This is a genomic window from Nocardia sp. alder85J, from assembly GCF_020176955.2.
Lineage (GTDB): Bacteria > Actinomycetota > Actinomycetes > Mycobacteriales > Mycobacteriaceae > Nocardia.
The window spans coordinates 315697-330269 of the sequence record NZ_JAIUCZ020000001.1 but is presented as its reverse complement, the minus strand read 5'-3'; the positions used below and the strand labels follow the sequence as shown (position 1 = coordinate 330269).

The 14573-nt window shown below is 68.3% G+C and carries 14 protein-coding genes and 1 pseudogene; 5 read left to right on the top strand and 10 right to left on the bottom strand.

Annotation, left to right across the window (positions count from 1 at the left end; translation table 11 throughout):
• Window positions 1–115: 115 nt before the first annotated feature.
• The 4 genes from LBW94_RS01520 to LBW94_RS01505 all read right to left on the bottom strand — a co-directional run bounded on the left by LBW94_RS01520 (window position 116) and on the right by LBW94_RS01505 (window position 4511).
• Complete coding sequence (locus LBW94_RS01520) at window positions 116–1138, bottom strand: ABC transporter permease (protein ID WP_225055705.1); 1023 nt, start codon at window positions 1136–1138, stop codon at window positions 116–118.
• The gene (locus LBW94_RS01515) at window positions 1135–2664 is read right to left on the bottom strand and encodes a sugar ABC transporter ATP-binding protein (RefSeq protein ID WP_225055706.1); all 1530 of its coding nucleotides are present in this window, start codon (window positions 2662–2664) and stop codon (window positions 1135–1137) included. Before LBW94_RS01515 ends, LBW94_RS01520 begins: the two co-directional genes overlap by 4 nt.
• A gap of 1 nt (window position 2665) precedes the next feature.
• On the bottom strand, window positions 2666–3694 hold the full coding sequence (locus LBW94_RS01510; RefSeq protein ID WP_225055707.1) for a sugar ABC transporter substrate-binding protein: 1029 nt from the start codon (window positions 3692–3694) through the stop codon (window positions 2666–2668).
• Between the two features lie 163 nt (window positions 3695–3857).
• Window positions 3858–4511 (bottom strand): isochorismatase family protein, encoded by a 654-nt coding sequence (locus tag LBW94_RS01505; protein WP_225055708.1) that lies wholly within the window; start codon window positions 4509–4511, stop codon window positions 3858–3860.
• Between LBW94_RS01505 and LBW94_RS01500 the strand changes: the two genes are divergently transcribed.
• Window positions 4461–4874 (top strand): secondary thiamine-phosphate synthase enzyme YjbQ, encoded by a 414-nt coding sequence (locus LBW94_RS01500; protein ID WP_225055710.1) that lies wholly within the window; start codon window positions 4461–4463, stop codon window positions 4872–4874. The genes LBW94_RS01505 and LBW94_RS01500 overlap by 51 nt on opposite strands.
• A 70-nt stretch (window positions 4875–4944) precedes the next feature.
• On the top strand, window positions 4945–6471 hold the full coding sequence (locus LBW94_RS01495; protein ID WP_225055711.1) for an AMP-binding protein: 1527 nt from the start codon (window positions 4945–4947) through the stop codon (window positions 6469–6471).
• Window positions 6472–6486: 15 nt separating this feature from the next.
• On the opposite strand, the gene LBW94_RS01490 is transcribed toward LBW94_RS01495, so the two are convergent.
• From LBW94_RS01490 to LBW94_RS01460, 6 genes and pseudogenes are all read right to left on the bottom strand, one after another.
• A complete protein-coding gene (locus LBW94_RS01490) occupies window positions 6487–6684 on the bottom strand; it encodes a ferredoxin (protein WP_225055712.1) in 198 nt (65 codons plus the stop codon).
• A gap of 31 nt (window positions 6685–6715) precedes the next feature.
• Window positions 6716–7222 (bottom strand): hypothetical protein, encoded by a 507-nt coding sequence (locus LBW94_RS01485; RefSeq protein WP_225055714.1) that lies wholly within the window; start codon window positions 7220–7222, stop codon window positions 6716–6718.
• A gap of 159 nt (window positions 7223–7381) precedes the next feature.
• On the bottom strand, window positions 7382–7609 hold the full coding sequence (locus LBW94_RS01480; RefSeq protein WP_225055715.1) for a hypothetical protein: 228 nt from the start codon (window positions 7607–7609) through the stop codon (window positions 7382–7384).
• Window positions 7610–8086: 477 nt separating this feature from the next.
• Window positions 8087–9409 carry a TetR/AcrR family transcriptional regulator gene (locus LBW94_RS01470; RefSeq protein WP_225055717.1) on the bottom strand — a complete coding sequence of 441 codons (1323 nt, stop codon included), beginning with the start codon at window positions 9407–9409 and terminating at the stop codon, window positions 8087–8089.
• 113 nt (window positions 9410–9522) lie between these two features.
• Window positions 9523–10803, bottom strand: coding sequence for an amidohydrolase family protein (locus LBW94_RS01465; RefSeq protein ID WP_225055719.1), 1281 nt, complete (start codon window positions 10801–10803; stop codon window positions 9523–9525).
• A gap of 46 nt (window positions 10804–10849) precedes the next feature.
• A pseudogene (locus LBW94_RS01460) lies at window positions 10850–11197 on the bottom strand (acyl-CoA dehydrogenase family protein); the annotation flags it as partial.
• Window positions 11198–11306: 109 nt separating this feature from the next.
• Between LBW94_RS01460 and LBW94_RS01455 the strand changes: the two are divergent.
• From LBW94_RS01455 to LBW94_RS01445, 3 genes are all read left to right on the top strand, one after another.
• Window positions 11307–12365, top strand: coding sequence for a hypothetical protein (locus tag LBW94_RS01455; protein WP_225055721.1), 1059 nt, complete (start codon window positions 11307–11309; stop codon window positions 12363–12365).
• A 181-nt stretch (window positions 12366–12546) separates the two neighbouring features.
• On the top strand, window positions 12547–13383 hold the full coding sequence (locus tag LBW94_RS01450) for a CbbQ/NirQ/NorQ/GpvN family protein (RefSeq protein ID WP_225055723.1): 837 nt from the start codon (window positions 12547–12549) through the stop codon (window positions 13381–13383).
• Window positions 13384–13455: 72 nt separating this feature from the next.
• Window positions 13456–14571: an ABC transporter substrate-binding protein gene (locus tag LBW94_RS01445; protein ID WP_225055724.1), complete on the top strand. Its 1116-nt coding sequence runs from the start codon at window positions 13456–13458 to the stop codon at window positions 14569–14571.
• Window positions 14572–14573: the final 2 nt, after the last annotated feature.

The window sequence follows — 14573 nt, the reverse complement described above, 5'->3', positions numbered from 1 at the left end:
ACCACGATTTCCGTTGTGCCGGTGTTCAGTCCGTCCGCGGCCCGCAGGCGAGCCGTCGCGGCCGCGGCCGGGATCTCCCCGCCGCGACGGGCACGGCCGCGGCGGGGTTCCCCGGTCAGCCCTTGCGCGCCCGCCGCGAGGACTGCACGGCCAGGGCCACGGCGACGATCAGGACCACGCCCTCGAACAGGTCGCTGATCCACGCCTGCGAGGGCCATTTCAGTTTCAGGCCCTTGACCCCGACCGCCAGCAGGTAGATCGCGATCACGGTGCCCCACACGTTGAACCGGCCCGGCCGGACCTGGGTGGCGCCCAGGAAGGCGGCGGAGAACGCGGGCAGCAGGTAGGACGCGCCCGCGTTGTAGGGGGCGTTGCCGAGCTGGGCGGCGAAGACCACCCCGGCGAAACTGGCGACCGTGGCCGAGACGATCAGGCCGGTCCACTGCAACCGCAACACTTTCAGGCCCGCCAGCCGCGCCGCGGCGAGATTGGCGCCCACCGCGTACAGATACCGGCCCGACGGGCGGTAGTTGAGGAAGTACCACAGCGCGAGGGCGATGAGGGCGAAGAAGTAGACCGGCAACGGGATCGAGGCGATCTTCTCGTTCCCGAAATCGACGAATCCGGCCTGGATTCCGGTGGTGACCGCCTGACCGCCGGTGAGCCAGTAGGAGACCGCCGCGAGGATCGAGGACATGCCCAGCGTCCCGATCACCGAGTCGACATGCAGCCTGGTCACCACGATCGCGTTGAGGACGCCGATCACCGCGCCGCTCGACACGGTCAGCGCGAGGGCTACGCCCCAGTGGTAGCCGTGCTCCTGGAGGTAGCCGACGAACAGCACCGCCCAGGTCATGTTCGCCGCGATCGACAGGTCGAACACGCCACAGATCAGCGAGACCATCAGCCCGAGGGTGATGATGCCGGTGATCGCCTGGCTGGACAGCACCAGCCGGAAGTTCTGCGAGGTGAAGAAGGTGCTCGGCTCCATCAGGGAGTAGACGACCACCAGGATCACCAGCAGATACAGGCCGCTGAACCGGTCCAGCCCGACGGCGGGCAGCCACTGCCGGGGCGGCCGCGCTCGCGGCGCCGTCGGCCGATCCGTCTGTGCCGGTGATGTTTTCGTGTCGGTCACGCCGATATTCCTTCCTCGGCCACACCGAGGCTCGCCCGGGTGATCGCAGCGCGGGTGATGTCGTCGCCGAGGAGTTCGGCGCTCACGTGGCCCCGGCTGAGCACGAGGACGCGCGTGCACAGCCGGACGAGCTCGGTCTCGTCCGAGGAGGCCACCAGGACCGCCGCTCCCTGGTCGGCGGCCTTGTCGACGAGCCGGTGGACCTCGGCTTTGGCGGCGACGTCCACGCCCTGGGTCGGCTCGTCGAGCAGCAGGACCTTCGGGTTCGTGCGCAGCCATTTGCCCAGCACGACCTTCTGCTGATTACCGCCGGACAGGGCGGTCATGGCGACCTCCGTACCCGGGGTGGCCAGCCCGAGGCGACGGCCCCACTCCACCACATCCGAGCGTTCCCGCTTGGTGCGCAACACGAATGCGGACAGGTAGTCGCCGAGCCGGGGCAGCGTCATGTTCTCCCGGACCGACATCTCCATGACCAGTCCGTGCGCGGCCCGGTCGGCCGGCACGAATCCGATGCCGGAGGCGGCGGCGAGATCGGGGCGGTCCGCCGGGATCTCGCCGCCGTCGACGCGCACGGTCCCGGTGCGCGGGGCGCCGCCGAAGGCGGCCATGGTGATCTCGTCGCGACCGGACCCGTTGATCCCGGCCAGGCCGACGATCTCGCCCGCGTGCACCACCAGGTTCAGCTCGCGCAGCACCCGCGCCGAGACGTCGCGCAGTTCCAGCATCGGATCGCCGAGCTCGCGCACGGCCCGCTCGCCGACGTCCACACGGCTGCCGGCCATCAGGTCGGCCAGCTCACGCGGGCTGGTGTCCGCGACGTCCAGCGTGGTGATCAGGTGCCCGTCGCGCAGCACGGTGACCCGATCGGCCAGCGCGAACACCTCGTCCAGATGGTGCGAGACGTACAGCACCGACGCGCCGCCGGCCCGCACCCGCCGGACCAGGTCGTACAGCGTGTCGACATCGTGGGCGGGCATCGTGGCGGTCGGCTCGTCCAGCACCAGCAGCGCGATCGGGTTCGCGGCGGGGCGCATGGCGCGGGCGATCGCCACGGCCGTGCGCTCCACCGCCGTCAGCTGCCGCATCGGGGCGCGCGGGTCGATGTCGTGCCCGAGGTCGTGCATGAGTTCCCGTGCGTGCCGGTACTGTTCGCGCCACCGGATACCGCCGGTGCGCCCGGTCGGGTAGCCCGCGCCGAGCGCCAGGTTGTCGGCGGTGGACTCGGTCATCACCAGACCGAGGTCCTGATGGACGAACCGGAGCCCGGCGGTGTGCGCCGCCGCCGGGTCACCGGGCGTCAGGACGGTATCCCCGACGCTGATCGTGCCACCGTTGTCGTCCGCCTTGTGGAAGCCCGCGAGGATCTTGATCAGAGTCGACTTGCCGGAGCCGTTCTGACCGACCAGCGCGTGCACCGCACCGGGCCGGATGTCGAGGTGGACCCGATCCAGCGCCACCGTCCCCGGAAAGGTCTTCGACACGTCCCGCAGCGACAGGACCGTGCCGTCGGTCGACTCGGTCATCTCACCCGACCTGCCAGAGCTTCTTGAACTGTGCCGCATAGTCGCTCGGGCTGACCGGCAGCGTCGCGGAGCTGTCGTCGGCGTCGGTCAGGATCTGGATCGGCACGATGTCGTCCAGCGCGGGCTTGCCGGTATCGAAGTACCGGGCCACCAGATCGACCTCCAGCCAGGCCTGCACCTCGGTGGAGGTGGCCAGGTTCGCGACCATCCGCCCGGCCTTCAGATCGGCATAGGTCCCCGCCGACGCGGTGGAGGCGACACTGTTCACCTTGATCCCCGCGGTCTGCAACGCCGCCGGCACCCCGATCGACAGATCCCCGTACGGATAGAAGACGTAGTTCACGCTCGGATTCGCCTGCAACTCCGAAACCACCTGCTGCGGTAACCCGTTGCCGATCTGCTGCAACTGCGCGTTGATCGTGGTCACCGTGCACGCCGGGCACTGCGCCGCCAATTCCTTGGTGAATCCGGCGTTCTCGACGGTGAGCGTCTTCTGATCGGGGACCGTGACGATCGCGATGTTCGCCTTACCCCCCGACGCCTTGATGATGTAATCGGCCGCGATCTTCCCCTCGGTGGTGAGGAAGTTGTTGCCCAGCGAGACACCGGCCGGCCCGCCTTCGGCCAGCGTGGTCGGCGTATTGGGCACCCCACCCACGAACACCGGAATCCCGGCCGCGTCCGCGGCCTGCAACGCCTTGGTGAAGTGCGACTGATCCTCCCCGGACAACAGGATCGCGTCCGGCTTCTCCGAAACAGCCTGCGCCATAGCGGTCGCCAGCGAGGCCGGATCACCGGCATACGTCTCCGTGGTCACCGACCACCCGAGCTCCTTGGCCCCCGCGGTCACATCCTGACCGATGGTGGCCGTGAGCGGAGCCGCGGTATCGGCCAGATACACCAGATGCTTCCCCGGAGCCGGCTTCGCCTTCAAGGGTGGCAGATCCAGCGCCGCCTGCCCGCTGTACTGGCTGACCACGGCACTGACATCGGCAGATACGGCACCGGCCGACCCACCGCTGGAAGCCACGGCCGAGCTCCCGTCCGACCCGCTGCTGCACGCGGTGAGAAATACCCCCACCACACCCGCCGCACCGGCAGCGGCCACGGCTTTGAAGGTCCCGGAAAGGGCGATCGTCTTTGATCTCATGTTCTCTTGTTCTCCAGTAGGCGCAGTATTCACGCGACGGGCGCTATGGTGCGCAGCCCTTCGTTATCGCCGGCGTTACGCCCGTCACACCGGCGTCCCGGTAACGGTGATGTGCCCTCAACAGCATCGATATCCGGTGCCGGCTCGATGGTTCTGCTGCCCTACCGCTTTCGGCCCCACCCCACCTACCGATCGCAGCGGTGAAGTATCCGACCCCGATCACCGGGGAGGCGCGCCCCTCAGCGCAGCGGCGGTTCGGTCCGATAAGCGGGATCACGACCGTGGTTCGGCGTGGTCCGGACACGACATCGACATTGCGTTCCGGCCCCGCCCGGACGGTGGCTTCCACGCACACGTCGGTGTGCAGACCTGCCGTAATGAGCCGGGTAATGCCGCGGCTGCGCAGCATCGGATCCAGTTCGGTATGGGCGAAGAAGCTGTGGCGGGTCTTGTCGAGTACGAGATCACCGTCGTCTTCATGGATGCAAGCCTGTTGTCGTGATCGATCTACGACCCAGCGGATCGGCCGGCTGTCGCTGTACGCCGTACATGACCGACCTGCGTGCGGTCCAGGTGACCGACCGCAGCAGCGCGTCTCACCGATGAGCCGTCGGGCCGGATCCGGTGACAGGGGACGATGGTGTCCATGCAGAGCACGCTGATCGAAGTGAAGACGGGTTCGCGCGAGACCGTTCATGACCTCACGCCGCACTGTTCGGCGTTTCTGCGCGAGGTGTCGGGAGGTGGGGACGGGTTGTTGCACGTCTTCGTCCCGCATGCCACGGCGGGTGTCGCGCTGATCGAACTCGGGGCGGGTAGCGACGACGATCTGCTGGCCGCGCTGCGGGATCTGCTGCCCGCCGACGAGCGGTGGCGGCACGCGCACGGCGCCCGGGGGCACGGGCGGTCGCATGTCATGCCCGCGCTGATCGCTGCGTACGCGAGCGTTCCGGTGCTGGGCGGCGAGATGGCGCTGGGGACCTGGCAGTCGGTCGCGATGGTGGATCTCAACGTCGACAACCCCGTACGGCAGGTGCGATTGTCGTTCCTGGCCGGCTGATCCTCGATCGGGGGTGGTGCGCCGGCTCCGCCGAGGCCACGATGGAACCCAGTGGTGAAGGGAGTTATCGGTGTTCTTCGACTTGGGTGTCCGCGATTTCCTCGATCGCGCCGAAACGGTCTACCCCGATCGCATCGGCGTGATCGACGAACCGGACCAGCCCGCCGCCTCGTGGGGCGCGGTGACCTATCGGGAGATCGCCCGCCGTGCCCGCGCGCAGGCGGCCTGGCTGGACACCCTCGGGGTACCGGTGGGTGGCCGGGTCGCCATCGTGTCGCACAACTCCGCGCGGCTGCTGACCTCGTTCTTCGGGGTGTCGGCGTGGGGCCGGGTGCTGGTGCCGGTCAACTTCCGGCTCTCCCCCGCCGAGGTGGGTTACATCGTGGAGCACTCCGGGGCCGAGGTGCTGCTCGTGGATCCGGAGCTGGGACATCTGCTGGAGACCGTGCACGCGAAACACACCTTCGTGCTCGGCGACAGCGACGATGTCGTATTCGGTTCCACCGCACGGCCCACACCGTGGGCCGGTGACGAATCCGCCACGGCCACACTCAATTACACCTCCGGGACCACCGCCCGTCCCAAGGGCGTGCAGCTGACCCACCGCAATCTGTGGCTCAACGCCACCGTATTCGGCCTGCACACCACCGTCACCGACAACGACGTCCTGCTGCACACCCTGCCGATGTTCCACGCCAACGGCTGGGGCATGCCCTACACCGTCACCGGCCTCGGCGGCCGCCACATCGTGCTCCGCAAGGTCGACGGCACCGAAATCCTGCGCCGCACAGCCGAACACGGCGTCACCCTGCTGTGCGCCGCCCCCGCCGTCGTCACCGCCGCCCTGGACGCGGCGAAAACCTGGGACGGCGAGATCCCGGGCCGCGACCGCGTCCGCATCGTCGTCGCCGGCGCCCCGCCACCGACCCGCACCATCGAACGCGTCCGCGACGAACTCGGCTGGGAATTCATCCAGATCTACGGCCTCACCGAAACCGCTCCCCTGCTCACCATCAACCGGATGCGTTCGGAATGGGCCGAATTCGACCCGAACGAACAAGCCCGGCTGCTCGGCCGCGCGGGCGCCCCCGCACTCGGAGTGCGCATCGCTCTCGACACCGACAACGAGGTCCTCGCCCAGTCCAACCACAATCTCGACGGCTACTGGCAGAACCCGGACGAATCCGAACGCGTCCAGGAAGGCAACTGGTTCCACACCGGCGACGGCGGCTCCGTCACCGACGGCTACCTCACCATCGCCGACCGCAAGAAGGACGTCATCATCAGCGGCGGCGAGAACGTCTCCTCCATCGAGGTCGAAGACGCCCTCAACTCCCACCCCGCCGTCCGCGAAGCCGCTGTCATCGGCATCCCCGACGAGAAGTGGGGTGAACTGGTCACCGCCCTCGTCGTCACCGACGACCCGGCCACAACCGCCGACGACATCATCACCCACTGCCGCAACTACCTGGCCGGCTACAAATGCCCGAAACGAGTCGAATTCGTGGCGGCCCTGCCGCGCACGGCAACCGGCAAGATCCAGAAATTCAAACTGCGGGAACCCTATTGGCGAGGCTTGGATCGAAAGGTGAACTGAGGCCGCACCGGTCACTCAGTCGTCCTCCGACAGCGCGATCGCCAGTGTCGGGCACGCCGCCTCCGCGGCACGCAGATCCAGCAGGACGCTGTGGTCCAGGTGGTCGGCGACGACGTGGGAGAGGTCGTCGTCGCCGACCTCGAATACGTCCGGGGCGATCAGTGCGCACAGGGCATGGCCTTCGCATTTCTTCACATCGATCCGAACTCTCATCGCGATTCTCCGAATTCGCCCGTCGGTTTCGTCATATGTACAGTCCGCCGTTCACACCGATGAGCCGGCCGGTGCGGAAGCCGGCCGCCGCTGCCACCGCGAAACCGATGCCCGAGGCCGCGCCGGTGACAATCGCGACCCGGGCGGAATTATCGTCACGAATCCCGGCCTCGGCCATGTCACGCCCTCGTTTCTCGTGAATCCTCACGACGCGGGGGTGAATTCGATGTGCAGGGACCGCAGGCCACGCGGGATATCGGTCGATGTCACCGTTCGGCTGGAAGGGCAAGGGCGGGAACGGACCCGAGGGTGCGACGCAACTGGAGAAGTGGTCGTGGTTGCGGTACACCTCGACCGCGACGTCGTGGTCGGTCACGGCCAGCACGCCGTGGTGCGGCTCGCGCACGATCGGGCCTGCGGCACGCCGTGATTCGAAGTACGGATACGGGTCGGCGACGATCGAATCGTGAGTGAAGAAATCGATCTCATCGAACATGCTCACGGCTAACTCCTGGCGAGTTGAGTGCAGCATCGGCACGCGGCCACCGGACGACATGTCTGCCTCACAGCGGGCCGGAATCCCGCCACCGCGCTGATCAAGCGCTCAGCAATGCTGTACACATGATTAGCATCCGGTGGTCCGCCGGTCAAGACCACTCTCACCATCGGGGGGAATGCCGTTGCCGGACTTGTCGTTTCACAGCTCCTCCGGCCCCCGCTCAGCCAGCCGTCGCAGCTGCTTCTCGACGAAGGCCAGGGTCTCCTCGTGCGCCTCGGTCATACCGAGGGCGGTCTCGAAGATCATGGCCCGCGAGACGCTGGCCATGACGAACGCGACCACCGGGGCCGGCCACCGCTCGACGTCGATGCCATCTCCACCTCCGCACCTCTCCACCACCCGTCCGCGCAATGCTATCGTCCGCATCGGCATCCGTTCCGCATCCGGCCGCGGGGCCTCGGCCACGCAGGCGGCCCGGTGGCGCCGTCGCCGATCTCGTTCCCAGGCAACCGATCAGCGGCCGGTCCACCCGTTCCGGCCGCTGTCGACCCGACTCCGCCCGACCGACAGCCTCGCGGACTCCGCCCGCGGCTACCTCGACCGTCATCCCGGCACGGCCCTCGCGACCGTCGGCGGGCAGTTCGTCCTCGGCGTCCGCACCGTGCGCTGTCTGGTACTCGACATCTGCACCGGCCGTTTCGCTTTCGAGAAGTTCGTGCGCCAGGCGGCCTTCATGGCGCCGGCGGCCATGCTGCCCACCCTCTTCGTCGCGCTGCCGATCGGGGTGCCGCTGTCGATCCAATCCGGTTTGCCGGCAGCGCAAGTCGACACCCGAACCCGTTGCGCGGAAACGGAAGTGGCTCAACCGCCTCGGGCCGATCGCGCTACCGCTGATCCGGCGGGTCAGGATGCGCGCACCGCCACACCGCGTAACACGGTGTCGCGCACATGGATCAGGCCCCGCTCGGTACCGAGCTCGTGCAGGATGTTCTCCGGAATCCACTGCTCGCCGATCACGCACCGCGCCATCATCTCCGCCGACGGGCCGTCGACGCGCAGCTCACCGGACTTGCGGCCTTCGGACAGCAGCGATCTCATCTGCCGGACCCGGGTCGTGAACGACCATCCCGGATCGGCGATGTCCGGCGGGGAATGCCGCATCCAGGCCAGCTGGATCCGGAACTCGTCCGGAAATCGTTCCAGCGCATTGATGTTCACCCAGCTGAGGGCGTCGAGCTGCTCCAGCGGCGTGGCCGACGACCGCAGCACGGCCGTCCACCCGGCTCCCACCTTCTTGCCGAACGACAGCATGATCGACTTCAGCAGTTCTTCCTTGGAGCCGATCAACCGGTAGACGGTGCCCAGTGTCAGGCCCGCGGCCGCGGCGATGTCGCGCACGGTGGTCATCTCGTAACCGCGGCGGCCGAATTCGGCTCTGGCGACGGCACGGACATGGGCCGCTCGTTCGCCCGCCGCCGCGTCCTCGCCGGCCCAGGTGCCGATCACCTGCTCGGCGGCGGCGAAGGCCGCGGAGCCGTTCAGCGCCGCGTCCGTCGGGGATCGCGTTGCCAGCCCGTGCAATTGGATGGTACCGATCGCCGTGGCGACCTGATCACTGGAGGCCTTGTGCCGGATCACGTCCAGCCCGACGTGCAGCATGCTCTGGCAGATCCGGTCGGCCAGCGTCGGCAGATCCACCTCCGCGCGGATGTAGCCGGCCTCGCGACCGGCGCGCAAGGTGTGCAGCATCGCCTCCTGCGCGGTCGTCCAGCGACGCTGGGTCAAGGCGATGAGTTCGGGATCGGTACCGGGACCTTCGTAGAACGACATCTGCAAGGCGGCCCGGTGCTCCACCGCGCAGCGGGCGATCGCGCGCCCCAGGTCGAGGATCCGCTCCGCGGGCGGCCGTAATCCGGATGCGCCGAGCTGTGCCAGCGCGACCGTGCCGAGGCGATCGAGTTCGTCCTGGTAGCGGCGGACCAATTCGACGAGGATCGCTTCCTTGGAGTCGAAATGATGGTAGAGACTGCCCGGGAGAATCCCCGCCGCATCGGCGATCTGTTGCAGTGACGCGCGCAGGCCCGAGGTGGCGATCACCGCATTGGCGGTCCGCAGGATCTCGGTGCGGCGAGACGCGTCCACCTCCGTTCCGATGGCCGGTACAGCATTCCGGGAACCCGGTGCCGCGGCGCCCCGATCGACACCCGAAGGTATCTGCGCGGTCATTCGACTCCTTCGGGTGTCACCACAACAAAATTCGGCGCCGGCACGTCCCGGCCATCCGCCGAGTTTACCCATCGGCGGGGCCGGGAACGGCGCGGCCGTTTACCGGGCCCGGCTCAGCTCGGCAGATTCGAGACCAGATTCAGCACCGTGACCGTCTCCGTACCGGTCTTGCGCAACCGTTCCGACGAGCGGTAGCCGAGGTCGACCCCGGTGGCCCGGGACCGCAGCGCACCCACGGTGAGCTGTTCGCGGGGATTGTGCCGGAACAGGTCGAACGAATACAGCCGGGCCGCGTTGCGGTGCGTGATCCGGTCGATCTCGTCGTCGGACAATCCGTCGAGATAGATGTCCAGGGTTTCCGGCGCCTGCGGCCAGGTGGAATCCGAATGCGGATAATCGCATTCCCACGAGATCATGTCGAGGTTCAGCTTGCCGCGGCTCTCGACGCCGAATTCGTCGTCGATGAAGCACAGGGCGATGCGCTCCAGAAAGACCTCGCTGGGCAGCCGGTCGCCGAAATCCTGATGGGTCCAGGCGCGATGCATCTTGTACACCCGGTCGATCCGTTCCAGGAAATACGGCACCCAGCCGATGCCCCCTTCCGACAGCGCGAAGGTGAGGTCCGGGAATTTGCGCAGCGTCGGCGACCAGATCAGATCCGCGGCGGCGTTGACGATGCTCATCGGCTGCAAGGTGATCATCGTGTCGATCGGCGCGTCCACGGAGGTGATGACGACCGACGACGACGATCCGATGTGCAGATTCACCACCGTGTTCGTATCGCTGCACGCCGTCCAGAACGGATCCCAGTGCGGATCGTGCAGCGACGGATAGTTGAGCTTGGTCGGATTCTCCGAGAAGGACACCGAGTGGCAGCCCTTGCGCGCCAGCCGCCGCACCTCGTCGGCCATCAGCTGTGGATCCCAGAGGGGTGGCAGGCCCAGCGGGATCATCCGGCCCGGATAGGCGCCGCACCATTCGTCGACATGCCAGTCGTTGTAGGCGCGCAGCACCGCCAGGCCCAGCCCCTTGTCCTGGGCGCGGGCGAAGTACTGCCCGCAGAACTGCGGATAGGACGGGAAGTTCATGGAGGCGGCCACGCCGTTGGCGTTCATGTCCGCGATCCGCGCGTCGATGTCGTAACAGCCCTCGCGGATCTCGCTGAACTTGGTCGGCTCCGCGCCGTATTCGTCCGGTGGCCGACCGGCGACGGCGTTGAGGCCCACATTGGTGGCCTCCTGGCCCTCGAACACCCAGGCGTCGGTACCGTCCTTGCGCTGCACCACCTTCGGCGCCTGGTCGCGATACTTCGCCGGGATGTGGTTGCGGAACATATCGGGCGGTTCGACGAGATGATCGTCGACCGACACCAGTACCAGGTCGTTCATGTCCATGTCGTCCTCCTAGTTTCGTGGGCCGGGAAAGGCGCGGCGGGATCGGTCATGCGTGCCGCCCGACCAGTGCCCGCCCGACCTGTTCCAGATGGCTGTCGGGGCCGCCGAGGAATCGGCTGAAGCTCAGCAGCCGTCGGAGATACGGATGCGCGTCGTGTTCCCCGGTGTAGCCGAGACCGCCGAACACCTGGACGGCCCGATCGCGCACGCCGGCCAGCCGTCCGGCGAACGCCTTCACCCGCAGCGCCGCCAGGTGACGTTGCGCGGGGTCGGCGGCCCAGGAGCCGTACAGGACCGCGCCGCGAGCGAGCTCGACCGTCTCGTCCATGTCGGCGCCGTACTCCTTGCCGAACCGTTCGGCCTCGTGCGGATAGGAGAAATCCACAATCTTCCTTCTCGATGAAGGCAATTGGCCTTGCCCGAAGGCGATTGACTGCCGGTGGTCCGGACTCTACTTTGGAACAGATATTTGGTCAATACCGCGCTCGACGGTGAGGAGTCCCGTGACGGACGAGGTGGAACGATTCACGATGCTGGCCTCCGCCCTGGCGGGCCGCACGGTGGCGGTGGCCGCCGCGGCGGCGGGCGGGCCGGCCTGGACCGACGGGCGGACGGTGTACCTCGATCCCGCGGCCGCCCCGCACATCGGGCTGGAATCGCTTGCGGTACAAGCATCCTTGCTCGCGGCGGGCGGGCTGGAACCCGGCATCGTCGCCCGGCTCGCACGGCGGCGCACGCTCGCCGAGCGGTACCTGGCGGTGGAAGGCCCGCGCGCACTGCTCGCCAACGAGCGGCTGCTACCCGCCGCGCTGCGACCGCTCCCACCGGAACCGATCATGGTCGCGTCACCGGCGGAATCCCTGGCCGTGGCCGCGAGCCGCCGCCCGATCGCGAGCCCGCCGCCGAGCTTCGGGGTGATCCGCCCGGCGGCGCTGCTCGCCGCGCACCGGGCCGCCGGGGCACCCGGCCCGGAGGCCGCGCACCAGCCGCGTCGCCCGAGCACCGACGCACTGCCGGACCTCGATGCGGACGAGGACCCGGAACACGCAGGCACCGATCCGTTTTCGAGCCCGGTCGGCGGGGGCGGCGTCATCGGCGCGGTGCTGGCCCGGCTGCTGCGCCGGACGAGAAGGCTCGGTGGTGGCGGACCGCCGGGGGCGGACGCGCCGACCAACTCCCGGCGCTCGGCGACCGGCGGCGCCGGTGCGGTGGTCTCCACGGCGACCATGAGCGCGGAGGACACCGCCGCGGACAGCGGCAAGACCGGTATCCGCTATCCCGAATGGGACGCTCACCGTGGGCGATACCGGCCGGACTGGTGCACTGTGATCGAAACCGATTCGCCGCGTTGGCAATCCGGATGGTCCGATCCGAGCGACCCGGCCCTGCGCCGGTCGCTGGCCCGCCTCGGCGCCGCCACCGACGCGGCGGCGCTGCGCCGGGTGTTCGGCGCCGCGGCCCATGCGACGCTCGGGCATCCGGAGCAGCTGGGCCGGCTCGCCGGTCCGTTGTTGCGGCCGGCGCTCGACCGCGCGGACATCCGGCGACGGCGGCCGTCGTGAGGACGCGCGCCGATCACACCACCGCATTCCGGTCCGCCGGAACGGTTGTATCAAACATCTGTTCCGAGCTACGCTTCGGGCGGCCCGGTCCGGATCCGCGACACGGGACTCATGAAGGAGAAGTGATGTCTGGCACCGGCGCCGGCCGAACTCCCGGCATTGCGACCCGAAGAGTCCGCGGATGACGATCTCCGCCCCCTCCAAGCCGCGCCCCGACGCGGCCGCGCCACTGCCCCGCCCGTACTACGTCCCCGTACTCGACGAGGAAGCGGTCTTCAAAGCCGCTCACCGGCAAGGACTTTCGATCGTCCTGAAGGGCCCGACCGGCTGCGGCAAGACCCGGTTCGTCGAGGCGATGGCACACGATCTCGGGCGACCGCTGATCACCGTCGCCTGTCACGACGATCTCACCACCGCCGACCTCGTCGGCCGATACCTGTTGCGCGGCGGCGATACCGAATGGGTCGACGGCCCGCTGACCCGCGCGGTGCGCGAGGGCGCCATCTGCTATCTCGACGAGGTGGTCGAGGCCCGCCAGGACACCACCGTCGTGCTGCATCCGCTCGCCGATCACCGGCGCCAACTGCCGATCGAGCGGCTCGGCGAAACCGTCTCGGCGGCACCGGGATTCGGTCTGGTGGTGTCCTACAACCCCGGCTATCAGAGTGTGCTCGAGGATCTCAAGGACTCCACCCGGCAGCGGATGGTCGCCATCGAGTTCGGCTTCCCGGAGCCGGAGGTGGAGCAGCGCATCGTGGCCCACGAGGCCGGCATCGACGAACACACGGCGGCGATGCTCGTGCAACTGGCCGGGGCGATCCGCCGGTTGGAGGCCGGCGGCGTGCGCGAGGTGTCCTCCACTCGTGTCCTGGTCGCCGCCGGGCGGCTGATCGCCGCAGGGCTCGACCCTCGCGCGGCGGCGGTGGCGGCCGTCGCCGGTCCGCTCACCGACGATCCGCGGGTCACCCGCGGCCTGATCGAGATGATCGACGTGTACCTGCGGGCGCCGGACGAGTGAGCTCGCCCGCCGGATCCGCGGACCGTCATGCCCACTGAAAAACAAATATTCGTTCGTACTACGGGAGGTCACGTGTCGTACGAGAGCACCGCCGAACCGATCAAGGTCGGCTATCTGATGGATTTCACACTGCCACCGGGCTTTCCGCAGCAGATGCGGGACGACTTCACCCAGGTGTTCGACCTGGTCTTCGAGGAGGCCTTCGAACAGGGCCTGATGGACCGCCGGGTGCAGATGATCTACCGCGAGGTGGAGGGCCTGCCCAAGGGCAGTGTCAAGGCGGTCATCGATGCCTACGGCGAACTCGTCGACGCGGGCTGCCTGGTGATCTTCGGCCCCAACATCACCGACAACGCCGTGCCGGTGCGCGAGGCGATCGAGGAGCGGTTCCGGGTGCCGGCGATCAGCGTGACCGGTACCGACGACTGGCTGGGTGAGTGGACCTTCTCGTTTCCGCAGGGGTCGATGACCGACGAGCCGATCTTCCTCGTCGACCTGATCGCCAAGCGCGGGATCAGCACCATCGGCGTGCTGGCCGAGCAGAGCCTGATCGGTGAGAGCTATCTGCGCAATCTGCGGAATGTCGCCCGGCGCAAGAGCATTCGAATCGTCGCCGAGGCGGTGATCGCGCAGACGGCACAGGACATCACCGCCGCGGTGCGCACCCTGCACGAGGCCGGGGCCGGGGGCATCGTCCATCTCGGCTTCGGTTTCGGCATCGTGTTCATCAATCCGGCGCTGGAGGCCACCGGGTGGGATCCACCGCGGTTCACCACGACTGCCTTCCAGAACGCCTGGGTCAACCCGATCATGTGGAACGCGTTCATGGGCTGGGTCGGCGTCGATCAGTACGACGAGGGCAATCCGGTCGGGCAGGCGTTCCTCGACCGCTACGCCGCGAAATACGACGGCCGCCGCCCCGAATACTGCGTGCCGGTGGTGAATCACGACATCGCCGCCACCCTGGTCCACGCCTTCACCGACGCGCATCCGCTCAGCCCGCGCGGAGTGAAGGAGGCGCTGGAGCGGGTCAAGATGCTGCCCGCCGCCTCCGGCGCACCGGGAACCCGTGTCTCGCTGGGCAAATGGACACGCCGGGCCTGGATGGGCGCCGGCTACCTGGTCGCCCGCAGCCTCGATGCCGACGGCGCCAACTCGCACCTCGTCGACCGCTTCGGTCAGGAGTGAAC